A 23,564-nucleotide genomic window follows, 5' to 3' on the forward strand; every position below is an offset into this window, starting at 1 on the left:
TCGATGACGACATACGACCCGATAGTCGAGATACGCGCTCTGCGGTCCCTCCGGCTGCTCAGCCCGTTGCGGCCGCCCGAGCCGGGCCGCGCGCTCGTCCTGGTGCCGCGCTCGGGCGAGCCGCAGGCGATCCACCACGGTGGATCGGTGCCCTCCGCCTGGGGCGGGAAATACCAGTCGTCCTACCTGGTCGACATGACCGAGCACTGGCTCAAGATCGAGCTCTCGCTGCTCAGCAAGGACCCCAGCTTCGCGTTCCGGGGCTCCGTCGGGCTGCTCGCCGGCGTCAACGACCCGATCGAGGTGGTCGCACGCGGGATCCGCGACGTCGGCCGTGCGCTGGAGGACCACACCAGGTGGCTGCTCCGGCAGGTGTCGCGCGACTACGACATCGCGCAGTTCCACGACGCCGAACGCGCGCTGAACGTCGCGGTGCGCGGCTTCACCGGCGACTCCGCGATCCGGCTGCGCGACGTCACGGTCGAGCTGCAGGTGGACGACGATGAGGTCGTCGCGAGCGGGCGGGCGTACCGCGACGCCGAACGGGACGCCCGGTTGAGCGACCGGCGCCGGGACCGGCACCTGGCGATACTGCGCCGCGACGGTGTGGAGGCGCTCCTGGCCGAGATCTTCGAGAGGGAGGGACCCCAGGCCGTCCTGGACCGGATCGCGGCCGCGGAGGACGCCGAACGCGAGGAGCTCATGCGGGCCTGGCAGACGGTCCTGAACAACTCCGACGTCGAGCCGTTCGACATGGTGGAGGCCCAGCGCACCGTACTGCGGCGCTGGATGGAGGGGCCCAGCGCGCCGTTCGGAGGCACCCGGTCGGGCCGCCTGCGCGGCACGATCCCCGCCGCCTCCGCGCCTCCCGAGCTGGAGTCCGGAGCGCGGCCCGACGACGACCGGGACGGCGTTCCAGGCCGGGACGGCGTCGCGGGCCGGGACGGTCGTCGGGCGGCCGAGCACGGCGGCGCGACGGGCCGTGGCGGCACGCTGCACGGCGAACGGGCGAGCGGCCGGCCGGGGCCGTCGGAGGGACCACCGGAGGACGAGCCGGACGGTGGCGCCGACCGGCGTGTCCCGCACGGCGCCGCGCCGGGAGAGCCGCCGCCGAAACCGGGCGGCGGCGCGACCGGCGGCCCGCGGCAGACGAGCCGGATACGGGGGGCGCGTCCGGCGCGCCACCCCGGTGAGGGACGTCGCCCATGAACGTCGACGCGACCAGCTGGCATGGAGGGGCCGTCTGGACCCACCGGAGCGATGCGGTGCTGGCCGTCGCGGTGTGGACGGAGAGACGCCCGGGATACGGCGAGGACGCCGAGCCGTTGTTCGCCCATCACCTGCCGACCGCCCAGGGCGTCACCGGAGTGTTCGACGGAGCGGCCGGGGCCGGGGCGTCGGCGGCGTACGAACCGGGTGACGGCACCGTCCGCAACGGTGCCTGGGTGGGGTCGCGGACCGCGCGGGCCGCCGTGGAGTCCTGGTTCCGTGGCCACGTCGAACACGGCACCGCCCCCGACGCCGAGTCCCTGCGCCGCCGGGCGGACGAGTTCCTCACCTCGATGCGGCCGTCCAGCCGGAGCAAGATCATCGGAACCGTACGGAAGGACCTGCCGACGACCATGGCGGTGGCCCAGTACGAGCTCCGTCAGGGCCAGGCGCACTGCCGCGCGCTCTGGGCGGGCGACTCACGGGTGTACGCGCTGACGCCCCGCGCCGGGCTCCAGGCGCTGACCCGCGATCACACGGCGGAGACCGACGCGCTGGAACAACTGCGCCAGGATCCGCCGATGACCAACCTGCTCAGCGCGGGACGGCCGTTCGAGGTGGACGTCAACACCCTGACCGTCGGCCTGCCGTGCGTGCTCGTCACCGCGACCGACGGATTCTTCGGATACGTTCCCGCGCCCGCGTACTTCGAATGGCACCTGCTCGACACGCTCGGCCAGGCCCATGACGAGGGGAACTGGGGCCTGCTTCTGGCCCGCCGGGTGATGGGGTACACCGCCGACGACGCCTCGCTCAGCGTCGTCGCCCTGGGCTTCCACGACTTCGCGCACCTGCGCGAGAGCTTCAGCGTCCGCGCGAACGACGTCCACATCAAGTACGTCGCGGCCGGACCACCGCCCGACCACGACCCGGCGGCCGTACGGGCCTGGCAGACGCAGACCTGGCACGCCTACCGGGAGCTGTACGAGAAGCGGATGCCCGCGTACACGGAGGTGCGCGCGTGAAGAGACGCGGCGACGAGGTCGGGGGCTACCGCCTGCTGACCGACCCCACCAACGAGGGCGGGGCGAACTGCATGTGGGCGTTCGCCGAGAAGGACGGCCGGCAGTACTTCATCAAGCGCTTCCTGGAGCCGAAACGCCCCAAGGATGGTTCGCCGGCGAACGCCACCGCCCGGAAGCTGATGCTCGAGGAGTGCGAGGAGTTCGAGGAGCGGCACCGCTCGATCATGGAACGCCTGTCGCACGACATGAGCGGTGGCGGCAACCTCGTCCTGGCCGTGGACCTCTTCCACGAGGGGTGCACCTATTACAAGGTCACCGAGCGGATCGAGACGTCCAGCCTCGAACACCCCGAGCGGCTCGGCTCCCGGGAGAAGGCCATCCTTCTGCGCACTCTCGCGCTGAGCGTGCAGCTGCTGCACGGCATCGACGTCGTCCACGGTGACCTCAAACCCGACAACGTCCTCGTCCAGAAGAAGCCCGGCAGTCCGTTCCACGTCGCCAAGCTCATCGACTTCGACGACTCCTTCATCTCCGGCCGGCCACCGGCCCGCGAGGTCATCGGCGGGGATCAGTTCTTCGGCGCACCGGAATGGCGGCGTTACGTCCAGGGGGACGAGAGCGTGCAGCCGGAGCACCTGACCACGGCCACCGACGTCTTCGCGCTGGGCCTGATGATCCACTATTACCTCACCGGCGCCCTGCCCGGCCACGACGACCGTTTCCAGTTCCCCGCCGACGCGGTCACGGCCGGTGAGGCGCTGCGCATCGATCCGCGGATCGGCCCGGTGATGACCGACATGGTGCGCGCGATGACGGCGCGCGCCCCCGGAGCCCGCCCGGACGTCGCCGCGCTGCTGGCCGCCCTGAAGGACACCGACGTCTGCGACCTCCGGAGTCCGGCGCCCACCGCCGAGGCCCCGGCGGCCCGTCCCTCGGCGGGGAGCGCCCGGCCGGCGGGCAGCCGGGTGAAGAAGAACCTGTTCGGCAGGATTCGCGGCACGCCGGGCGGCCCAGGCGGCACCGACGGCCCCGACAGCCCCGAGGGCACCGAGGGCACCGACAGCGCGGAGACGACCGGGAGAACCGAACCGGCGGACCCGGACAGGCCCACCGTCTCCCGGGTGCGCATCAACCTGCCGCCGCCGGTGGACCCCGGCGGCCGATCCCCCAGAACGAGAGGAGAACGGCGATGACGTCCAATGGCCAATATCAGGGGAGCCTGCAGTACGCGGTCGACATCGTGATGTGCATCGACGTCACCGGGAGCATGCACCCGGTGCTGGGCAACGTGAAGAAGAGCGCCCTGCTCTTCCGCGACCGGCTCGAGTCCGTCATGCACGAGAAGGGGAAGGAGATCAGCCGGCTTCGCCTCAAGGTCATCGCCTTCCGCGACTTCGCGGACTACGCCGACGACGCCATCGAGCAGACGGACTTCCTCGTCTTCCCCGAGCAGGCTGCGGTGTTCGACGACTTCGTCGGGCGGCTGGAGGCCGATGGCGGCGGCGACGCTCCGGAGTCCGGCCTGGAGGCCCTCGCCCTGGCCATCAACGCCGACTGGGAGCGAGGGCTGGACCGCCGACGGCATGTCATCGTCATGTTCACCGACGCGCCGGCGCACCCGCTGGGCAGCCCGGCCTCGACCGCCGCCCACACCTACCCGCCGAACATCCCGCGCAGCATGGACGAGCTCTCCGCCCAGTGGGGATACGGACGCAGCCAGACGGCGGTCATGGACAACGCCGCCAAACGTCTCGTCCTCTTCGCGCCGGACATCTCCCCGTGGACGGAGATCTCCGAGGAGTGGAGCCTCGCCATGCACTTCCCTTCCAAGGCGGGGCACGGCCTCGAGGAGTTCGAGATGGACGAGATCATCAACACGATTGCGTACAGCCTGTGACACCGCGCTGGATCAATCGGGGCCGCCACGAGAGCGTCCGTCCCGGGTCCACCGCACCGGAGCACCGCCGCGGGGGTGGGATGCCGCCACCGCCCGGAATGCGGATCGACTGCGGGAACGCCCTTCTTGTGCTGTCCGACGGCCACCTGACCATCGACTGGGGACGGTTCGGAATGCTGAGCCTCCCGGCGGCCTGGTGCGGGGACGCGCAGGTGCTCTTCGCGGCGGGGGAACTGCAGTTCAGCTGCCGCTTCACCGCACCGACGAGTATCTCGGGATCGCCGGACCTCGTCACGTTCCGGCTGTCCGTGCCGGCCGAACACGGGGGGACCGCCTTCCAGATCGCCCAGGCGCTACGCGAAGCCGGCTCCGCGGCCTCGGATCCGCCGGACCGGTGGGAGGCGTCTCCGCCTGCGGCGTCCGACGGCGTGCCGCCGGCGGACGGTCCATCCTGGGCCGGCCACGCGCCCGGATCCACCCGAGAGCCGTCGCACGTACGGGAGCCTCAACGCCATGCCGACGGCCGATGGGAGCCTGAGGAGAGCAGGCCGGCCGATCCGGCCGACCTCCCGGTCCAGTCGCCCACCGCCCCGGCGCCGCAAGGCCAGGCGTACGGAGCACCGGAAGGCCGGGCGTACGGGGCGCCGGAAGGCCGGGCGTACGGGGCGCCGGAAGGCCGGGCGTACGGAGCACCGGAAGGCCGGGCGTACGGAGCACCGGAAGGCCGGGCGTACGGAGCACCGGGATCCTTCGGCGGGGCGCCGGGCGGATCGCCGATCTCCCCCGGCACGCCCGAGGACGTGTACGGGCATCCGCGGGAGGCGGCGTCCGACCGGCTGGGCACGGCCGGGCCGGTGGCTCCGACCGGCGGACTCGAGGGACGTGGTGGGATGCACCCGCCCCGTGACGCGCCTTCGGCGGATGCGGGCGCACCCGGGCTCTGGCACGGCATCGATACGTCCCCGCCGGCGGACGAGCCCTGGGGGCCGGCCGAACCGGTCCAACCCGCCCCGCCGGCCTCGCTGATCGAGTCGGTACGGCCCGCCGAGTCGGTACGCCCGGTCGAGTCGGTGCGGACACGGGAGCGGGGAGGAACCCATCCGTTGTTCGATCCCGGTCGAGCCGACCGGCCTTCGCCGCTGGAGGGGACGCCGGGGCAGGCGATGTTCTCCGGCCGGACGGCGTCCGAGGCGCCACCGCTGTTCCCGGCATCGTCCGCTGACCGGCCCTCGGCGGACCCGTCCGGCGTCCGCACGGTGACGACCGCACCGGAGAACGATCAGTGGGTCGGCTTCCGCCCCGGGCCGGACACCGAGCGCCTGATCGCCCGGCTGCCGCAGCGGGAGAGGCCCGGCGCGGCGGACGACGCACCGGGTGAGGAGAGGAGGTCGCGGCATGGCTGATGTGACCTGGCGCTGCTCGTCCTGCGAGACCTACAACGACGCGAACGCCGGCGTGTGCATGGTCTGCGACACGCAGCGCGGCCGGTCGCCGGCGGACGGCGATTCGGGGCCGACCTGGCGGTGCCGGCAGTGCGACGTGTGGAACGAGGCGGACCGGAACTCCTGCCAGGGCTGTGACACGAAACGGACCCTCGCCACCGAGCCGCTGCCCGGCAGGCCGGCGCCGGGCCCCAATGCCCGGGGACGGGTTCGCGGTCCCTCATGGAACCTCGTTGATCCATCGGCCGTTTCCACGCCGCCGGTTCCGCCGGTTCCGGCCGAGCCGCCCGGGACCGGGGCCGCCACCGGCTGGACCCGGTCACCGGGCGCCGACGCGGATGCCGGCCTGCCGCATGAGTTCCCCCCGGTCAAGCCCTACTTCCCCGGGTCCGGTACCCCCTATCCCATCACGCGGCCGCCGGGCGGCCGGAAGTCGTCCAAGACGCTGGTGGGCATGGTGACCGCCGCCGTGATCGTCGTGGTGGTCCTGATCGCCGCCCTCTCGGCCCGCGGATCCGGTGGCCCGAGCGGCGGCCCGACGGGCACCCCCACGGAGACCAGCGGCAGCCCGAGTACCGGCGGCAACGACGCCTCCCCGGTCGGCGACTCCGGCACCGGGGAGGAGCAGGCGAGTACGGTCGACGCACTGCTGTCCCGCAGTTCCACGACCCGTTCGAATCTGCGCACCGCCATCGACGGCATCCTCGACTGCTCCGACGTGGACGGCGGGGTCTCGACGCTCCGGAGTATCACGGACGATCGACGGTCCGAGCTCGCCGACGCCCGTGGTCTGTCGGTCGATGGGATCGACGGCGGTACCGAGATGAAGGACAAGCTCGTGCAGGCGCTCAAGGACTCCCTGGCCGCGGACGAGGCGTTCCTGTCCTGGGCCGAGGACACGCAGACGAACGGCTGCGACGGCAATGCCGACGTGACGAGCGACTATCGCCGGGGAGAAAGCGCCTCCTCCGCGGCCGGGGACGACAAGACGGCGTTCATCGGACTCTGGAACCCGATCGCCGACCGGTACCACCTCGACCGGCGAACGCCCGACGACGTGTGAACGCCGCACCGCCCGGCGCCCGGCGCCCAGCGCCCGGCGCCCAGCGCCCGGCGCCCGGGATCCGGCGCCCGGGATCCGGTGCCCGGGATCCGGTGGCCAGGGTCCGGTGCCCCGCGTCCGCGGTCCGGCGGGAGGTGCCGGGAACGTCTGCGGTGCCGGGGATCCGGTTCGCATATGCCGGCGATATGTCGTCCTGCCTAGGCTTCAGGGCATGCGCGTGCTGATCGTGGAGGACGAGCCCTACCTGGCCGAAGCCGTCCGTGACGGTCTCCGGCTGGAGGCGATCGCCGCCGACATCGCCGGCGACGGCGACACCGCCCTGGAGCTGCTCGGCGTCAACTCCTACGACCTGGCGGTCCTCGACCGTGACATCCCCGGTCCCTCCGGCGACGAGGTCGCCCGGCGAATCGTCGCCTCCGGCAGGGGCATCCCGATCCTCATGCTCACCGCCGCCGACCGGATCGACGACAAGGCCTCCGGGTTCGCCCTCGGCGCCGACGACTACCTCACGAAACCGTTCGAGCTCCGGGAGCTCGTCATGCGGCTGCGGGCGCTCGACCGCAGGCGCGCGCACGCCCGGCCCCCGGTCAGCGAGATCGCGGGCCTGCGGCTGGACCCCTTCCGTCGGGAGGTCTTCCGCGACGGACGCTACGTCGCGCTCACCCGCAAGCAGTTCGCCGTGCTCGAAGTCCTGGTCGCCGCCGAAGGCGGTGTCGTCAGCGCCGAAGAGTTGTTGGAGCGGGCCTGGGACGCCAACGCCGACCCCTTCACCAACGCGGTCCGCATCACCGTCTCCGCCCTGCGCAAACGACTCGGCGAACCCTGGCTCATCGCCACGGTGCCCGGCGTCGGCTACCGGATCGACACCGGAGTCGACCGCGGGGTGGACACCACCCGCCCTGGCGGCACCCATGCATAGACGCCCAGGATTCAGCGCCCGCCTGAAACTCACCATCAGCTACGCCGGATTCCTCCTCCTCGCCGGCGCTCTCCTGCTGGCGGTGCTCTGGGTGTTCGTGCTGCGCCACGTGCCCGACACCGACCCCGAATCCATCCGGAAGAAGTTCGGCGGCGTGATCATTGTGAGCACCAGCCGCACCGAACTCCTGCGCGGCTTCGCCCCCGCCGCGGCCACCACACTGGCCTTCCTCCTGGTGTTCGGCCTCCTGGGAGGATGGATCCTCGCCGGCCGGATGCTCGCACCACTCACCCGGATCGCGGACGCGGCCCGGATGGCCTCGAACGGATCACTGTCCCACCGGATCCGGCTGGAAGGCCCCGAAGACGAATTCCGCGAACTCGCCGACGTGTTCGACACCATGCTCGAAGAACTCGAATCCCATGTCGCCGAGCAGCAACGATTCGCCGCGAACGCCTCCCACGAACTGCGCACCCCGCTGGCGATCTCCCGGACACTCCTCGACGCCGCCCGCAACGACACCACGCGGGACCAGGGCGAACTCCTCGAACGCCTCCACACCGTCAACACCCGGGCGATCGACCTCACCGAGGCCCTCCTGCTGCTCAGCCGTGCCGACCGCAGGAGCTTCACCCGCGAGCCCGTCGACCTGTCCCTGATCGCCGAAGAAGTCGCCGAAACGCTGCTGCCCCTCGCCGAGAAGCGGCAGATCACCCTCGACGTCACCGGTGAGCAGGCCCGAACCGTCGGCTCCGCGGCACTGCTCCTGCGGATGGTGACGAACCTCGTTCAGAACGCCATCGTCCACAATCTGCCCACCGGCGGCACCGTGACCGTCCACACCGAAGCGCGGCACGACGCGAGCGTGCTGCGGGTCGAGAACACCGGCCATCGGGTGCCGGCGGACGTGGTACCGACCCTCACCGAGCCCTTCCAACGCGGAACCGAACGCGTCCGCAGCGACGAGCATGCCGGCGTCGGCCTCGGGCTGGCCATCGTGCACAGCATCGTCCGCGCACACGACGGGACCCTCGACCTCACGCCCCGCCCCACCGGCGGTCTCCTCGTCACGATCCGGCTTCCCGGAATGAGCCCGAGCAACGACTGACCGGCGTATCGCGGGCGTATCGAAAATCGCATACGCCGCCGCAACGGTCTCCCGTCTTCAGCAGAGGCATGGACCAGATGACCAAGGCCTCTGCGTTGCTGGCCGCCGCGGCCCTCGCCCTGATCGCCGCGGGATGCGGCGGCTCCGGCGCCTCGAAATCGAGCACGTCCCGTTCCACCGCGAACTCCACCCGCCGGTTGCACGTCCTCGACGGGCGGATCGTCGCCGACAGCGCGGCACCTGCGAGGGAGGGCGTATGAGGCCGTCCGACCAGCTGCGCGTGGCCGGTACCGGGATCCGGGCGCGCCGACCGCGGGCCGCCCTGTCCGCGCTCGGGATAGCGATCGGCACGGCGGCGATCGTGGCGGTGCTCGGCCTGTCCGCGTCCTCGCAGGCCGGGCTCCTGGCTGAGATCGACCGGCTCGGCGCGAACCTGCTGACCGCGAACACCGGCCAGTCGTTCAGCGGCGGGGCGGCACGGCTCCCGGTCGCCGCACCGCAACGGATCTCTCACCTGCCCGATGTCGAGCACGTGGCGCACGCCGCCGCCATCGAGAACACGAACGTGTACCGCAGCCCGCTGATCCCGGTGGTCGACACCAACGCCCTGAAGGTACGGGCCGCCGGCCTCAACCTCCCCGAAGTGATCGGAACCGGCATGGCGCAGGGCCGCTGGCTGAACCCGGCGACCGAACGCGAGCCGGTCACGGTGCTCGGCGCGCTCGCCGCGCAGCGTCTCGGGATCGATCGCGTCCTTCCGGGCGAACGGATCTGGCTGAAGAACCAGTGGTTCTACGTCGCCGGCATCCTGCAGCCCGCGACGCTGTCGACCGACATCGACGCCAGTGCCCTGATCGGCTACCCGGCCGCGGAGCGCTATCTCGGCTACGTGACCGTCGACGAAGGCAGGGCGGTGGCCGGACCTGCGACGACGGTGTACGTGACCAAGGGCTGGGCGGTGGTCGTCCCGGTCCAGGCGTGGGCCGGCGGGATCGGCGCCGCTATCGTGATCGGCGCGATCGCCGGCCTGCTGCCGGCCCTCCGAGCCGCCCGCCTATCCCCCACCGAGACGCTGTGTACGCTCTGAGCGCCCGACGGCACTCGGGCACCGCGCCGTACTCGACGACCATCGGCACGCCGGCCCGACGGGGACGCGTCACTCCGGAGCATGGGTGGTCGGGCCGGCGGTGCGCCGGATGGCGAGGGCGATCGCGCCCATGAGCTCGGCCCGGTTCTCCAGGGTCCCGGTCGTCACGGTCACGGCCCGCGCCACTCCCGGCTGGGCGTAGCGTGCGATCGCCTCGCGGATGCCGTCGGCGAGCGCGCCGTCCGGCCGGCTGAGCTCGCCGCCCACGATGACCACCTCGGGGTTGAGCAGGTTGCACAGGTCGGCCAGCGACCGGCCGATGGTACGTCCGGCGTCGCCGACGACGCGGGCGGCTCCGGAGTCGCCCGCCTCAAGCAGCCGGGCCACGTCGGCGGTCGTGAGCGGATCGGCGTGCATCGGCTGCAGGGCGGCGATGATGTGCGGGGTCGAGACCAGGGTCTCCAGGCACCCGCGGCTGCCGCATCGGCACAGCAGCCCGTTCGCCTCGACCTGCACGTGGCCCAGTTCGCCCGCGTAGCCGCTGGCACCCCGGTACAGACGCCCGTCGAAGATCAGCCCGGCGCCGACACCCGTCGAGACCTTGACGAACACCAGGTCGAGTACGCCGACGCCCGCCCCATAGGTCATCTCGCCGAGGGCGCCGAGGTTGACGGCGTTCTCCGGGAGCACCGGCCGGCGGACGCGCTCTTCGAGGCCGTCGGCCGGGTCCAGGTCGACCCATCCGGGCAGGATGTTGTTGACCATCACCCGTCCGGTGTGCCGGTCGAGCGGGGCGGGCAGGCCGACGACGACGTTGCGCACGTCCTCTCTCGGGTGACCGATTTCGCGCAGTATCGCGCTGAATTCGCCGGCGGCGGTGTCGAGGGCCGTGCCCACGGAGTTGTCCACCGCGAGCCGCACGTGCCGCTCGGCGATGACGTCGCCGGACAACGTCGCCGCGGCCACACGGAGGTCGCCGTGGCCGAAGGCCATGCCGACGACCAGGCCCGCCGACTCGGTCAGCGCCAGCCGGGCCGGCGGGCGACCCGGCCCCGTCCTCGTCCGCGTCTCTCCGGCCGCAGGGAGTTCTCGCAGGGTGCCGTCGTCGATGAGCCGCGCGACCAGGGCGGCCACCGTCGCGCGCGACAGCTCGGTGATCCGCTCGACGTCCGCCCGGGTGACCGCCCCGTGCTCACGCACCGCCGCGACCACACGGTCGAGGTTGTACGCGCGGTGCGACCTGGGCCTGGACCGCGGCCTCGCCGGACTCATCAGTGTCCTCCCGGCATGCGGCTTCGCGAATTCTGCCGTCTTCTCCACATAATAAGGCCGATTTCGGCACTTTCAATGCTATTGACACCGCAAAACTGGTGTTTTAACTTCGCGGAAATCCCTCATATGCGCGCAGCCGAGGGCCGCAGAACTCTGACCCGATGAGGAGGGTCCATGAGGAAGCCGGCGCGGAGATCGTTTCGGCGTATCGCGGTCGCAGGCGCGCTCGCCGCCATCCTTCCGATGAGCCTGGCGCTCACCATCGAACCGGCCGGCGCCGCGACGGGCACCACGGTCGCGGTGCACACCGACGGCGGTTACACCATCGACACCGGCGGGCCGCGCTACCACTTCGGCGGTTCGGTCGGCGCCCCGGTGAGCGACATCAGGAACACCACGGGCCGGGACGGCGTCGGCGCCTACCACGAGGTCGATTTCGGCTACTCGATCGGCGGAGTGGCGCGGACCAGCGGCATCCGGACCTACGACAGCGCTCCGGTGGTGCTCTTCAGCACCACGTACCGGCAGGCGGCGGCCAACGCCTATCCGTTCCCCGCACTGTCGGCCCGGCCCGCACTGCCGCACCACGAGACCTTCTCCGGCTGCTTCGCGGGACGCCGGTTCGACGCCTCGGGCGACCCGGGCTTCAGCCCGTACCTGGCGTTCGACGCCTCCGGCAGCGGATACCTGCTCTCTCCCGCGTCGAACTTCACGACCGCCGTCACGAAGTACGACGCGAGCGGCGCGCTGACCAGCGGCGTCTCTGCGGGTATCGCCAGTCTGCCGTCCGGGTTCACCCAGAAGACCGCACTCGTGTACGGGAACGGCGTCAACCAGGTCTACGACACCTGGGGCCGTGCCCTGACCGGCCTGTCCGGCAAGCACCGGCCGTCGCAGGACGCGACGAACACACTCGCCAAGCTGGGCTACTGGACCGACAACGGCGCGACCTACTACTACAAGTACGACACGAGCCTCGGTTACGCGGGCACGCTGCGGGCGGTCCGCGACGACTGGAAGGCCAAGGGCCTGCCGATGGGGAACCTGCAACTGGACAGCTGGTTCTACCCCAAGGGCCCGGACGCGGTCTGGAACGACTCCCGGGGTGAGTACCGCTACGAGGCGGATTCCACGCTGTTCCCGGACGGTCTCGGGGCGTTCCAGAAGAGCGTCGGCGTGCCACTGATCACCCATGCCCGGTGGATCGATCCGTCCAGCCCGTACCACCAGGAGTACACGATGTCCGGGAGCGTGATCACCGACCCGGCATTCTGGAACGACCGGATGAAGTACCTCAAATCGTCCGGAGTCGACACCTTCGAGCAGGACTGGCTGTGCTCGAACGCCCAGCCCGACTTCAACCTCACCGACCGCGCCGCGTTCCTCGACAACATGGCCAAGGCCGCGGCGGCCAACGGCCTCGACATCCAGTACTGCATGCCGCTGCCACAGGACTACCTGCAGAGCACGCTGTACGACGACGTGACCAACGCCCGGGTCTCGAACGACCGGTTCGAGCGGTCCAAGTGGGACGAGTTCCTCTACACCTCACGCCTGGCCGGCGCGCTCGGCGTGTGGCCCTGGGCCGACGTGGCGATGAGCACGGAGACCCAGAACCTACTGCTGCAGAACCTGTCCGCCGGACCGGTCGGCGTGGGCGACCCGATCGGGAAGGAGAGCACCGACAACCTGAACAAGGTGGCCGAGGCGGACGGCACGATCGTCAAGCCGGACACTCCGATCGTCCCCGACGACGCCATGTACGTCCGCGACGCCGCCGACCCGAGCGGCGCCATGGTCGCGACGACCGGCAGCCGGCACGGCTCGCTGACCGCCGGCTATGTCTTCTCCTACGCCCGCGCCATTCCGGCGCCGAAGCCGGACGCGACCTACGAGGCCGAGGGCGCCACCCTGTCCGGGCCCACGGTGGCCACCGATCACGCCGGCTACACCGGCAGCGGATTCGCCGACTACCAGCACGACTCCGGCGACTACGTGCAGTGGGACGTCGACGTGCCGGCCGACGGCACGTACACGCTGCTGTTCCGGTACGCCAACGGCGGCACCGGCGACCGGCCGCTCGCGGTCGCGGTGGACGGCGGCGCGGCCTCCGCTCAGCCGTTCACCACGACCGGCGGCTGGGACACGTGGTCGGTCCAGCCGGTCGTGGTCGATCTGTCCGCCGGCCGGCACACCGTACGGGCGACCGCGACGGGAGCGAACGGCCCGAACATCGACAACCTCGGCGTCAGCGCCGGCAGAGTCACCCTTCCGACGACGGAGGACGCCCCCTTCCGGCCCGCCGACCTCGGCGTCACCGGCAAGGCGTACGTGTACGACTACTTCACCGGCACCGGCACGCCGGTCGACGGCGACGCTCCCTACACCGCCCATGTGACCCGCGACGGGTCCTACTTCCAGGTGGTCCCGATGGGCAGGTCGGGCATCGCCTTCCTCGGCGACGCGGGCAAGTTCGTCTCCCTGGGCAAGCAGCGGATCCGGTCGCTGTCCGACGACGGCGCGGTCCACGCCACGGTCGCGTTCGCCCCCGGAGACGGCCCGGTCACGCTGCACGGGTACTCCCCGACCCCCGTGTCGGTCTCCGCGTCCGGCGGCAGCGCCGGTCAGGTCGGCTACGACAGCGCCACGCACCTGTTCTCGGTACGCGTCAGCCCCGGCCGCGGCGCCACTGTGGTGGTGGCCCTGACCCGGCGATGACGCCACGGCCGGTCTCCTCTCCTGCTGTCCGGGGAGAGGAGACCGGCCTAATGCGCCTTGTCTCGCGCGTCTGTGCCGGTGTCCTGGTCGGCGGGTTCGAGGGCGTGCCGGCCGCCGAGCATGTCGAGGAGGACCATGGCGTCGTGGTCGGGGCTCGCGACGTCGGCGTAGTAGACGACGAGGCGGTGACCGGGGGTGCCCTCGAGGTGCATGGACTGGTAGCCGAGGGTCAGGTCACCGACCCGTGGGTGCTGGAAGTGCTTGGTGCCGGGGCGATGGGCGCGGACGTCGTAGCGCTCCCACAGGCGGGCGAAGTCCGGGCTCTTCAGGAGGAGCTCGCCGACGAGGTGGGCCAGGTCGGGGGCATCGGAGTCGGTGCCGGCCAGGGCGCGTAGGCGTGCGACGCAGCCGCGGATCTGGGTGTCCCAGTCGGTGAACAGGTCGCGGGCGGCGGGGTGGAGGAAGTAGTAGCGGGCCAGGTTGCGCTGCTTGACCGGCCAGTCGTCGATGCCCGCGTAAAGGTGCAGGCCGCCGGGGTTGGCGGCGAGCACGTCCAGGGTGCGGCTCAGGACGTAGGCCGGGCTCGGCCGTAGGTTCTCCAGCAGGAGTTCGACACCCGGGCGTACCGCGCGGCTGGGCGCGGTGGGCGGCGCGGGGGCGTTTCGGGCGGCCCGGGCGGCCAGCCGGCGCAGGTGCTCGTGTTCGTCCTCCTCAAGGCGCAGCGCGCGGGCGAGGGAGTCGATGACGGCGGGGCTGGGACGCGTCTCCTTGCCGCGCTCCAGGCGGGTGTAGTAGTCGATGCTGACCCCGGCGAGGGTGGCGAGTTCTTCGCGGCGCAGTCCCGGGGTGCGGCGAAGCCCCGGGCCGGGCGGAAGGCCGACCTGCCGGGGAGTGATCTGGGTCCGGCGGGCGCGCAGGAACCCCGCCAGGTCGTTGCCGTGCTGATCAGGGCTCATGGGAACAGTCCGCCTTTCCGTTAACCGGGTCAAGGTTGCCGTGAGGGGCCGTGTCGCTCCCCGGCACGCCGCCCCCGGTACGCCGCTCCCCCGCACCGCGCGGCCTGCCGCCGTACCGCCCGGGGCGCGACAGTGGAACAGCCGCGGGGGAGCGTCGCTCCAGCGGCTTCCGTACACGGGCTGTGACCCGACAGCCCACCGGTCCGACACGAAGGAAGAACACGGCATGCGCAACACCACCCTGGGCGCCGACGGGCCGCAGGTCGGCGTCATCGGCCTGGGCGCCATGGGAATGAGCTTCGCCTACGACATGGCCGCCCCGCGCGACGAGGCGACCTCCGTCTCCGTCATCCACCAGGCCCTCGACCTGGGCATGACCTTGATCGACACCGCCGACGTCTACGGCCCCTACACCAACGAGGAACTCCTCGGCCGGGCCCTGGCCGGCCGACGTGACCGTGCGGTGATCGCCACCAAGGTCGGCATGGAGGCCATCGACCCCACCGGCGGGCCCGGCGGCTCCCCGCTGGTCAGGCCCAATGGCCGGCCCGGGCATGTCCGTGCCGCCATCGACGGCAGCCTGCGCCGCCTGGGCACCGACCATGTCGACCTCTACCAGCTCCACCGCGTCGACCCCGAAGTCCCGATCGAGGAGACCTGGGGTGCCATGGCCGAGGCCGTCACGGCCGGCAAGGTCCGCCACCTGGGCCTGTCCGAGGTCGGCGTCGAGCAGATCCGGCGGGCCCAGGCCGTGCACCCGGTCACCACCGTGCAGTCCGAGTTCTCCCTGTGGAGCCGTGACGTCCAGGCCGAGGTCCTGCCCTACTGCGCACAGCAGGGCATCGGCCTCCTGCCGTACTCGCCCCTGGGCCGCGGCTTCCTCGCCGGCCGCTTCGCCTCCTTCGACGAACTGCCGCAGAAGGACCAGCGCCGGCGTCTGCCGCGCTTCCAGCAGGACAACCTGCGCGCCAACCTCGACATCGCGGCCAAGGTCCGCGAGGTCGCCGACCGGATCGGCGTCACCCCCGCGCAGGTCGCCCTCGCCTGGCTCGTCGCCCAGGGCCCGCACGTCGTCCCCATTCCCGGCACCAAGACCCCGGCGTACCTCGCCGACAACGCGGGCGCGGCGGACGTCCGGCTGTCTCCGGCCGACCTCGCCGAGCTCGACGCCATCCCGGCCCCCGTCGGCGCCCGGTACTGACCGGCCCACCGCCGGCGCCGACCGGGGACGGCCACGCGGTCGCGACGGTGTCGCGGCACCCGCGGTGGGACCGCCCGCGATCACCCGGCGCTCTCGTTTCAGCGCGCCGGGGTGGTTCGCCGGTACCGCTCGGCGGGGCGGGAGGCCGACAGGTTGCCGCTCAGCGCCTGGCGCGCGCCCTGGTACGCGTCCCACAGTTCGACGTCGGGCAGCGCCGGGATGGTCACGAACTCGCCGTCGTCCAGCCCGGCGAGCGCGGCGTCGACCAGGTCGTCGACCGTCATCACCCACTCCTGCGGCAGGTTCTCCACCGGGTTGCCGGCGATCTGCCAGAAGTCCGTCGCGATGGCACCGGGCAGCACGACCTGCACCCGCAGGCCCTTCTCGCCCAGTTCGTGGCGCAGCGACTGGCTCAGCGCGAGCACGAACGCCTTGGAAGCGCCATAGACGCCGTTGAGCAGTTCGGGGACGATGGCGACGATCGAGCCGATGTTGATCACGGTGCCGCCGCCCCGGGACACCGCACCCGGCGCGAACGCGTAGGTGAGCCGGGTCAGCGCGGTCACGTTGAGAGTGATCATGGATTCCATGGCGTCGACGTCCGAGTCGACCAGCGGTGCCACCGCGCCGAAGCCGGCGTTGTTCACCAGCACCGAGATGTCCTCGTTCGACCGCAGGACCTGCTCGACGCGGAGCAGGTCCTCGGCGCGCGCGAGGTCCGCGGTCAGCACCTCCACCGAGCGGCCGGTCTCACGCGTGATCCGCTCGGCCACGGCCTCCAGCCGCTCGCGATTGCGAGCCACCAGGATCAGGTCGTGACCGCGCCGGGCCAGCCGGTCGGCGTACGCCGCGCCGATGCCGGAGGAGGCACCGGTGATCAGGGCGGTTCCCACCGTTTCATTCATTTCTGTCGTCGTTCCTTCCAAGCACAGCGGTGACGCGGCCGGACGGCGGGAGAGGCCGCCCGGCCGATGAGGAGATCAGGACCGGGACCGGTGCCGCCTAGTCGAGGCGGGAGACCTGATAGTGGGCGATGAGCCAGTCGTCTCCCGAGCGCTTCAGCACCACGGCGAGCTTGACGCTCAGCGTCGGCCGGTCGGTGAAGGAGAAGTCGACGGCCGCGTAGCCGAGCACGATGTCGTCGGCAAGGCGCCGGCTCTCCAGGATGCGGTACGCGGGCGACAGTCCCAGCGGCTGGGAGTCGTAGTAGTCGGCGACGCCCTGTCGTCCGACGCTGTAGGGATGCAGCCCCTGGAAGATCGCGTCCTCGGTGAAGGAGGAGGCGACCCGATCCGGCTGATGGCCGTCGACGGCCGCCTTCCACTGATCGAGGACGCTGCGCAGGATCTCTTCGGTGTCCGTCGTGTCATGCATCACGGTTCTCCTGTCCAGTGGAGGGAAAGCGGGATCGCGGCCGCCGGCGCCGGGACGGGGTCTTCAGTGACCCGCGCTCATGCCGCCGTCGACGTGGAGGATCTCCCCGGTGACGAACGGGGCGTTCTCCAAGTAGATCACCGCGTCCGCGACGTCGCTCTCCTCGCCCATCCGGCCGACGGGGTGCAGGGCGGCGAGGAACTCGTGGGTCTCCTCCGGGTGCATGGGCGTCTTGATGGTGCCCGGCGAGACGGCGTTGACGCGGATGCCGCGGGTGGCGTACTCGACGGCGAGCGACTTGGTGGCGGACTGCAGCCCGCCCTTGCTCAGCGAGGCCAGTACGGAGGGCACCCGGGAGTCCGCGTTGTCGACCAGGCTGGTGGTGATGGTGACGACGTGACCGCTCCCCTGAGCGAGCATCTGCTCGACGGCCAGTTGGGTGATGTGGAAGAAGCCGTCGAGGTTCACGCTCTTCACGGCGGCGTAGTCGTCCCGCGTGTAGTCGGTGAACGGCTTGGCGACGAAGATCCCTGCGTTGTTGACCAGCGTGTCGACGCGGCCGAAGCGCTCCTTGGCGGCGGCGATGACGCGCTCGGCGGTCGCCGGGTCGGCGATGTCGCCCTGAACGGTCACGACGTCCGGGTCGCCGGAGGGGGCGATCGTACGGGAGGTGGCGACGACGGCGTAGCCGAGTTTGCGGTAGGCGTCGACGATGGCGGCGCCGAGGCCCTGGGACGCACCGGTGACGACCGCGACCTTCTGAGAACTCATGATGACCTGCTCCGAGATGAGTGAGGATTCCGCGACCGGAGGTACTAGCCGACCGGTCGACTATTTATCTAGTCACTCGGCGGACAGAAGACAACCGCCAGGGGCACGCGGGCCGGGACCGGCTTCCTCCCAACTGATAGGCGTTTCCTCCCAGTGCAGGTCAGCGCGGCGACCGCCGTCGGTCGCCCAACCGCCAGAGGGGTACGCGGCGACGTTGGTCCGGTAGTCGTAGAACAGGTGGCGAGGGTGGGAGCCTGGTGTCAGGCGCCGGCCGGCGTGTCCTCGCCGGCGTGGGCGCCGAGGAGGGCCAGGCAGTTGGTCCACAGGGCGCTCAGCGGCGCGGTGTCGTTGTAGAGCTTGGCGAAGAGCACTTGGCCTTCGAGCTGGGCGACGATCGATCGGGCGGCCTGGTGGGTGTCGGCGACGGTCACGTCGCCGCGGTCGAGGGCCTCGGCGATGACGGCGGCGACCAGGTCCACCTGGGCCTCGAAGATCTGCTGCAGGCGGTCGCGGACGGCCTGGGTGTGGGCGCTCATCTCCAGGGTGAGGTTGCCGAACAGGCAGCCGGCGACGATGCCGCAGCTCCGCTGACCGGCGCGCTGCAACTCCTCGGTGTGCTCGAACAACCGCTGCAGCCGCCGCAGCGGCTCGCCCTCGCCGTTCAGAATGCGGGTCCAGTCCCGCAGCTGGGCGGTCCAGCGCTCGTCGATCACGGCCAGGGCGAGCGCCTCTTTGGACTCGAAGAAGTAGTAGAAGCTGCCCTTGGGCACGCCTGCGGCCTTGCAGATCTCCGCCACGCCCAGCGCCGAGTAGCCCCGCAGCTCGACGAGGGACTGCGCGACCGTCAAGATCTTCTGCCTCGCATCACTGTTCCGCCCCACATCGTCAACTGTACGACCGGTCGACTAATCGCCACCCCGGAGCATCACGCGGCGATGGACGCACTCCTGTCCGTCGCGTCGAGGAACAGTCTCAGCAGCGCGGAGATCGTACGGGGGGCGTCCTCCAGGCTGTAGTGCCCCACGCCCGGGAGTTCGCTGACGAGGCCGTGAGGGAAGGCGGCACGGAACAGGGGAAGGAATCGCGCGCCGTCGAGCGTCCGGTCCTCCGCCCCCCAGATGGCCAGCGCCGGGATCGTCGCCAGGAGTTCCCGCGCGCCGGCCGTCGGGGGTTCGAAGACGTGCGCGCCCAGGGCGAAGCCCTTGGCCCAGCCGAGGGCCCCGAGGGTCTCGGCCCGCGTCGGGAAGGCGGCCGCGTAGGCACGGATCCACGTGGGAGTGATGATCGTGCCGTCCTGGAAGCCGTTGAGCTTCAACGTGCTGAGGATGTTGTACCCCAGTGCGCCGAGCACGTCGTCGAGGGTCCCGTCCTCCTGGGCCCGCATGATCCACTGGAACCACGGGGCCTGGGACGCGTTGGCGGCGAGAACCGCTCCCAGCTCCGGCTGGCCGAAGGGGGTCGGCCCGTTGACGCCGACCACCCGGGAGATCAGCTCGGGGTGCCGCGAGAGCAGCCCCATCCCGACCGGGCCGCCGAAATCGTGCATGACCAGGGTGATGTCACGCAGCCTCAGATCGAGGACGAGCGCCTCGAGGTTGTCGATGTGATCCTGCAGCCAGTAGGTGCGGTCGGCCGGGGTCTCGCTCTTGCCGAAGCCCATGTGGTCGGGCACCACGACCCGGTGTGCGCCCGAGAACTCCGTGATCAGGTGTCGGAAGAGGTAGCCCCAGGTGGGCTCGCCGTGCAGGCACAGGAGCACCGGCCCGGCGCCCTCGTCCACGTAGTGCATGCGGAAGCCGGGAGCGGTGCTGAAGTGCGGCGGGAACGGGAAGGTGCCGTCGAAGGTCTCGTGGGCGCCGATCATCGGGACAGTGGCTCCTCGGGTCGTGGTTCTCTGAGGGCAGGGCGAACTGGTTTCGAATCAAAACCTACTAGTCTTGATTTGAAACCGGCAACTGCGCGGAGGAGGGTTTCGAGTGGCCCGTATGCGGACGGCGCCGTGTCCCGTGATGCGGACGGTGGACCTCGTCGGCGACAAGTGGACGCTGCTGATCCTGCGCGACGCCTTCGACGGGCTGCGGCGGTTCAGCCAGTTCCAGCGCAGCCTGGGCATCGCGAAGAACATCCTCAGCGATCGCCTCGCCGCCCTCGTGGCGTCCGGGATCATGCGCACCGAACCGGCCTCGGACGGGACGAGCTACCACGCGTACGTGCTGACCGAGAAGGGGCTGGAGCTCTTCGATCTGATCGTCACCCTCCGGCAGTGGGGAGAGCGCAACGCGTTCGAATCCGGCGAGGAGTACCGGACGCTGATCGACGAGACGACGGGCGAACCGCTGGCCCGCGTCACCTACGTACGGCCGGACGGACGTCCTCTGCGCCGCGGTGAGACCCGGCTCGGCGACTTCCGCTCCATGGATTGACGCGCTCCCTCCCGAGCGAGTCGTGCCGGCGGATCAGTGCGGCGGCGAGCAGCGTCGCCACGGCGAGGGTTCCCCACAGGGCCGGGGAGCCGTGCGCGGCGAGGACCGTGATGACCGCCGGGGACACGGCGAGGCCGAGGCCCGTGGAGAGCTGGAAGCGGGCGAGGGCCCGCCCCGCGAAGCGCGGCGGGGCGATGGCCGCCACCAGCGGGGTCGCCGCCCCGGTGTAGATGATCTCGCCGAGAGTGCACGGCACCGACACCGCGGCGACGGCCGGGGCGGCCCAGCCGCCGCCCAACGTGGCGGCGCCGAGGAATCCGACGTACGACGCGGCTAGGACGAGACCCGCGACGACCAGGGCGGTCCGCCGCGAGAGCACCGCCATCCGCACGGTCACCGGCACCTGGAGTGTGACGACCAGCACCGTGTTGGCGATGAAGACGCCCGCGGCCCACATGGGGGAGGCGTGCAGCCGTGTCACCAGGACCAGCGGGAGCGCGATCTCGGGCACGTTGAGGCAGAAGGCGTACACGACGTTGGCCGCCAGCAGCGCGCGCAGCCGCGGCGCGGGCTCGTCCTCCCCATTGCCGGCGGGCCGGACCGCCGGATTCGCACGGACGCGCACCGACCATGCCAGGACCGCCGCGCCGAGGTAGGTCAGCGCGGTGCCGCCCGCCAGCGCGCGTAGGGCCGTGGTCCCGCCCGCCAGACCCGCGGTGGCCACCAGCGCGCCCACTCCCAGGCCCGCGTTGCGCACCGAGCGGCCGGCCGCGAGGGCCGCGTCCCGTTCCCGGCCGTGCGCCACCGTGGTGACGAGAGCGGGGTGGGTCGTGGAGAACGCCTGGTTGCCGATGCCGAGGAAGAGCGCCGCGGCGGTGAACAGCCCGACATCGCCCGTCGGTGCGGCCAGCAGCAGCACCGAACCGATGACCCGCACCAGCATCGAGGCCGCCACGGCCGTACTGCGCGCGCCCCGGTCCAGCCACCGGCCGACGGCGGGCGTGCAGGCCAGGCCCGCGACCACCCCTGCCGTCAGCGCCGCCCCGGCGAGCGGCACGGGCAGCCTCAGCACGGCGACCCCGTAGAGCACCAGGAAAGGCCGCAGCAGGCCGGTGCCGAGCGCGTCCACGGCCACCGCGACGGCGTAGCGCGCACCGCCGAAGGCGCGCACGAGGTCCAGCGCACGGATCTGCCGGGGCCGCCGGACTCGGTCGGAGATCGTCATGGCGCCCACCGTGCGTTCGCCGCCTCGGCCGCGTCACGCCGGTTGACGGATCGCGTCAACCGGCGCGCCGGCCCGTGGGCCGGCCGGTGATGATGGACCGGTGACGCTTCGCATCGACATCACCGGCCTGCCGCCCGAACGGCTGCTCTTCACCGTCTCCCCGCTGGCCGAGCTGACGGCGATGCTGCACGTACTGGCCGCTCCGGAGCACCATCCGCGCCTCGCGGACTGGGCCGCGGGCGTGCGGGCCGGGCTGCGGCCCGAACTCGCGGAGCGCCTGCACGAGTCCGACTTCCTCTGGGCCTCCTCCCGCGCCGACTTCCTGCTCCCCGCCCGGCCCCGTACGTCCCTCGCCGAGGAACTGGACGACGTCGACCGGATCGACGACGAGACGTACGTGACCTCGGCGCTCGTCACCACCTGCGGCAGCAACCGCGTCTCCTTCACCGGACCGTCCCCGCTGGCCGACACGACCACGCGCGACCGCGCCCTGAACCAGGCTCAGGCCCGCGGCCCGCAGCAGGAGGCCTTCGCGGAGCGGCTGCTCGCCGACCCGTCCACGGTACGGACACGTGTGCGCGAGACACTCGAGCAGTGCGCCGAGGCATTCTTCGACGCGGCCTGGCCGGGCGTCCGGCCACGGCTGGCGGCCGACGCACGGGTGAAGATGGATCTCGTCCGGCACGCGGGACTCGGCACGGCGCTCTCGTCGGTGTCCACCGCCCTCACGCTCGCTCCGGACGGCAACCGCATCCTGCTCGACAAACTGCAGGACAACGCCACCAGCGGCCGCGATTCCGGGGTCACCTTCATCCCCAGCGCCTTCGGCCGCCCGCATCTCGTCACCGTCCACGCGCCGGGCTGGCAGCCCGTGGTGCAGTACCCCATCGCCGAGCCCGGCGCGGGTGAGCCGGTCCCCCTGGAGACACTGGAAGCGCGGCTGGAGGCACTCGCGCACCCCGTGCGCCTACGGCTGGTCAGGACCCTGGCCCGCAGCCCCCGGACCACCGGCGAGCTGGCCCACGCCTGGGCGCTGACGCCGCCGGAGGTCTCGCGCCACCTCGCCATCCTGCGACGCGCCGGGCTCCTCACCGCCCACCGTCGCGGCCGCTACGTCCACTACGCCCTGGACCGCTCCGTGCTGGCGGCCCTGGGCACCGACCTGTTCTCCGCCGTCCTGCGCTGAGCCCGTGACTCGACGAGGACACGCATCGCCGGGCCGCTTACGTCGCACGTTCTCCGCTTCCCCCCGATGGGAGGTGCGGGTCCGCCTCCCTACAGGGCGTAGACCTGCCCGGTCTGGGCGCCCTCGACGGAACGGATGTACGCCTGAGCCACATCGGCGAGATCCACCGACGCCATGCCCGGGAAGTGGTCGCCGTAGTCGGCGAGGCTCTCGGTGAAGACCGTGGGACTGACCGCGTTGACGCGCTGCGGGGCGATCTCGATCGCGGCGGCGCGCACGAACGCCTCCACCGCGCCGTTGGCCATGGAGGCCGCGCTTCCGGTGGGGATCGGCTCGCGGGCCAGCACGCCCGTGATCAAGGTGAAGGAGCCGCGCGACGCGATGCGCGGGACGCCTTGACGTACCAGGTCGATCTGGCCGAGCACCTTGCCACGGAAAGCGGCCACGTAGTCGTCGGGCTCCATCGCGACCACCGGCTTGTACGGCACGTCGCCGGCGGCGCTGACCACCGCGTCCACCCGGCCGGCCCGATCGTACAGTTCGGTGACCTGCGCGGGGTCGGTGATGTCGTAGCGCAGGTCGCCGCCGCCGCGTCCCACGGTCAGGACCTCGTGGCCGCGACCGGCCAGGGCCTTGTGCACGGCCGTGCCGAGCGTGCCGGTGGCGCCGATGAGGAGGATCTTCATGG

At 71.6% G+C, this 23,564-nt stretch carries 23 protein-coding genes; 14 read left to right on the forward strand and 9 right to left on the reverse strand.

Features of this window, described 5'->3' with window-relative positions; genetic code table 11:
* Nucleotides 1-3: 3 nt before the first annotated feature.
* The 10 genes from NDW01_RS07885 to NDW01_RS07930 all read left to right on the forward strand — a co-directional run bounded on the left by NDW01_RS07885 (nucleotide 4) and on the right by NDW01_RS07930 (nucleotide 9,750).
* Nucleotides 4-1,209 carry a hypothetical protein gene (locus NDW01_RS07885; RefSeq protein ID WP_252818231.1) on the forward strand — a complete coding sequence of 402 codons (1,206 nt, stop codon included), beginning with the start codon at nucleotides 4-6 and terminating at the stop codon, nucleotides 1,207-1,209.
* Nucleotides 1,206-2,234, forward strand: a complete 1,029-nt coding sequence (locus NDW01_RS07890; protein ID WP_252818233.1) for a hypothetical protein — start codon at nucleotides 1,206-1,208, stop codon at nucleotides 2,232-2,234. Before NDW01_RS07885 ends, NDW01_RS07890 begins: the two co-directional genes overlap by 4 nt.
* Entirely contained in the window at nucleotides 2,231-3,427 is a 1,197-nt protein-coding gene (locus NDW01_RS07895) for a protein kinase domain-containing protein (protein ID WP_252818235.1), read from the forward strand. Before NDW01_RS07890 ends, NDW01_RS07895 begins: the two co-directional genes overlap by 4 nt.
* Nucleotides 3,424-4,131 (forward strand): vWA domain-containing protein, encoded by a 708-nt coding sequence (locus tag NDW01_RS07900; RefSeq protein WP_252818238.1) that lies wholly within the window; start codon nucleotides 3,424-3,426, stop codon nucleotides 4,129-4,131. Before NDW01_RS07895 ends, NDW01_RS07900 begins: the two co-directional genes overlap by 4 nt.
* An 80-nt stretch (nucleotides 4,132-4,211) precedes the next feature.
* Nucleotides 4,212-5,534 carry a hypothetical protein gene (locus NDW01_RS07905; RefSeq protein ID WP_252818771.1) on the forward strand — a complete coding sequence of 441 codons (1,323 nt, stop codon included), beginning with the start codon at nucleotides 4,212-4,214 and terminating at the stop codon, nucleotides 5,532-5,534.
* A complete protein-coding gene (locus NDW01_RS07910) occupies nucleotides 5,527-6,636 on the forward strand; it encodes a hypothetical protein (RefSeq protein ID WP_252818241.1) in 1,110 nt (369 codons plus the stop codon). The genes NDW01_RS07905 and NDW01_RS07910 overlap by 8 nt, the downstream gene beginning before the upstream one ends.
* A 211-nt stretch (nucleotides 6,637-6,847) precedes the next feature.
* Entirely contained in the window at nucleotides 6,848-7,555 is a 708-nt protein-coding gene (locus NDW01_RS07915; RefSeq protein WP_252818243.1) for a response regulator transcription factor, read from the forward strand.
* Nucleotides 7,548-8,663 carry a sensor histidine kinase gene (locus NDW01_RS07920; protein ID WP_252818246.1) on the forward strand — a complete coding sequence of 372 codons (1,116 nt, stop codon included), beginning with the start codon at nucleotides 7,548-7,550 and terminating at the stop codon, nucleotides 8,661-8,663. The genes NDW01_RS07915 and NDW01_RS07920 overlap by 8 nt, the downstream gene beginning before the upstream one ends.
* A 77-nt stretch (nucleotides 8,664-8,740) precedes the next feature.
* Nucleotides 8,741-8,923, forward strand: coding sequence for a hypothetical protein (locus tag NDW01_RS07925; protein ID WP_252818249.1), 183 nt, complete (start codon nucleotides 8,741-8,743; stop codon nucleotides 8,921-8,923).
* Entirely contained in the window at nucleotides 8,920-9,750 is an 831-nt protein-coding gene (locus tag NDW01_RS07930; protein ID WP_252818251.1) for an ABC transporter permease, read from the forward strand. The genes NDW01_RS07925 and NDW01_RS07930 overlap by 4 nt, the downstream gene beginning before the upstream one ends.
* Nucleotides 9,751-9,819: 69 nt before the next feature.
* Here NDW01_RS07930 and NDW01_RS07935 read toward each other — a convergent pair whose 3' ends face one another.
* Nucleotides 9,820-11,022: an ROK family transcriptional regulator gene (locus NDW01_RS07935; RefSeq protein WP_252818253.1), complete on the reverse strand. Its 1,203-nt coding sequence runs from the start codon at nucleotides 11,020-11,022 to the stop codon at nucleotides 9,820-9,822.
* Nucleotides 11,023-11,196: 174 nt separating this feature from the next.
* Between NDW01_RS07935 and NDW01_RS07940 the strand changes: the two genes are divergently transcribed.
* Nucleotides 11,197-13,740 (forward strand): carbohydrate-binding protein, encoded by a 2,544-nt coding sequence (locus NDW01_RS07940; RefSeq protein ID WP_252818254.1) that lies wholly within the window; start codon nucleotides 11,197-11,199, stop codon nucleotides 13,738-13,740.
* 47 nt (nucleotides 13,741-13,787) lie between these two features.
* Here the strand turns inward: NDW01_RS07940 and NDW01_RS07945 are convergent, their stop codons facing one another.
* Nucleotides 13,788-14,696: a helix-turn-helix transcriptional regulator gene (locus tag NDW01_RS07945; RefSeq protein ID WP_252818256.1), complete on the reverse strand. Its 909-nt coding sequence runs from the start codon at nucleotides 14,694-14,696 to the stop codon at nucleotides 13,788-13,790.
* Between the two features lie 226 nt (nucleotides 14,697-14,922).
* Between NDW01_RS07945 and NDW01_RS07950 the strand changes: the two genes are divergently transcribed.
* Nucleotides 14,923-15,897 (forward strand): aldo/keto reductase, encoded by a 975-nt coding sequence (locus NDW01_RS07950; RefSeq protein ID WP_252818258.1) that lies wholly within the window; start codon nucleotides 14,923-14,925, stop codon nucleotides 15,895-15,897.
* 98 nt (nucleotides 15,898-15,995) lie between these two features.
* Here NDW01_RS07950 and NDW01_RS07955 read toward each other — a convergent pair whose 3' ends face one another.
* From NDW01_RS07955 to NDW01_RS07975, 5 genes are all read right to left on the reverse strand, one after another.
* Nucleotides 15,996-16,802 carry an SDR family NAD(P)-dependent oxidoreductase gene (locus tag NDW01_RS07955; RefSeq protein ID WP_252818260.1) on the reverse strand — a complete coding sequence of 269 codons (807 nt, stop codon included), beginning with the start codon at nucleotides 16,800-16,802 and terminating at the stop codon, nucleotides 15,996-15,998.
* A gap of 97 nt (nucleotides 16,803-16,899) precedes the next feature.
* Entirely contained in the window at nucleotides 16,900-17,271 is a 372-nt protein-coding gene (locus NDW01_RS07960; RefSeq protein ID WP_252818263.1) for a nuclear transport factor 2 family protein, read from the reverse strand.
* A gap of 63 nt (nucleotides 17,272-17,334) precedes the next feature.
* Nucleotides 17,335-18,042 (reverse strand): SDR family NAD(P)-dependent oxidoreductase, encoded by a 708-nt coding sequence (locus NDW01_RS07965; protein WP_252818265.1) that lies wholly within the window; start codon nucleotides 18,040-18,042, stop codon nucleotides 17,335-17,337.
* Between the two features lie 260 nt (nucleotides 18,043-18,302).
* Complete coding sequence (locus NDW01_RS07970) at nucleotides 18,303-18,923, reverse strand: TetR/AcrR family transcriptional regulator (RefSeq protein WP_252818268.1); 621 nt, start codon at nucleotides 18,921-18,923, stop codon at nucleotides 18,303-18,305.
* Between the two features lie 44 nt (nucleotides 18,924-18,967).
* Entirely contained in the window at nucleotides 18,968-19,906 is a 939-nt protein-coding gene (locus NDW01_RS07975; RefSeq protein ID WP_252818270.1) for an alpha/beta fold hydrolase, read from the reverse strand.
* Between the two features lie 145 nt (nucleotides 19,907-20,051).
* Between NDW01_RS07975 and NDW01_RS07980 the strand changes: the two genes are divergently transcribed.
* Nucleotides 20,052-20,465 carry a winged helix-turn-helix transcriptional regulator gene (locus NDW01_RS07980; RefSeq protein WP_252818272.1) on the forward strand — a complete coding sequence of 138 codons (414 nt, stop codon included), beginning with the start codon at nucleotides 20,052-20,054 and terminating at the stop codon, nucleotides 20,463-20,465.
* Here the strand turns inward: NDW01_RS07980 and NDW01_RS07985 are convergent.
* The gene (locus NDW01_RS07985; protein ID WP_252818273.1) at nucleotides 20,389-21,690 is read right to left on the reverse strand and encodes an MFS transporter; all 1,302 of its coding nucleotides are present in this window, start codon (nucleotides 21,688-21,690) and stop codon (nucleotides 20,389-20,391) included. The genes NDW01_RS07980 and NDW01_RS07985 overlap by 77 nt on opposite strands.
* 100 nt (nucleotides 21,691-21,790) lie before the next feature.
* On the opposite strand from NDW01_RS07985, the gene NDW01_RS07990 reads away from it, so the two are divergent.
* On the forward strand, nucleotides 21,791-22,876 hold the full coding sequence (locus NDW01_RS07990; RefSeq protein WP_252818274.1) for a DUF5937 family protein: 1,086 nt from the start codon (nucleotides 21,791-21,793) through the stop codon (nucleotides 22,874-22,876).
* An 89-nt stretch (nucleotides 22,877-22,965) separates the two neighbouring features.
* Here NDW01_RS07990 and NDW01_RS07995 read toward each other — a convergent pair whose 3' ends face one another.
* Nucleotides 22,966-23,562, reverse strand: coding sequence for a short chain dehydrogenase (locus tag NDW01_RS07995; protein WP_252818277.1), 597 nt, complete (start codon nucleotides 23,560-23,562; stop codon nucleotides 22,966-22,968).
* Between the last annotated feature and the right edge of the window lie 2 nt (nucleotides 23,563-23,564).

This window comes from Actinoallomurus soli (genome assembly GCF_024055715.1).
GTDB lineage: Bacteria > Actinomycetota > Actinomycetes > Streptosporangiales > Streptosporangiaceae > Actinoallomurus > Actinoallomurus soli.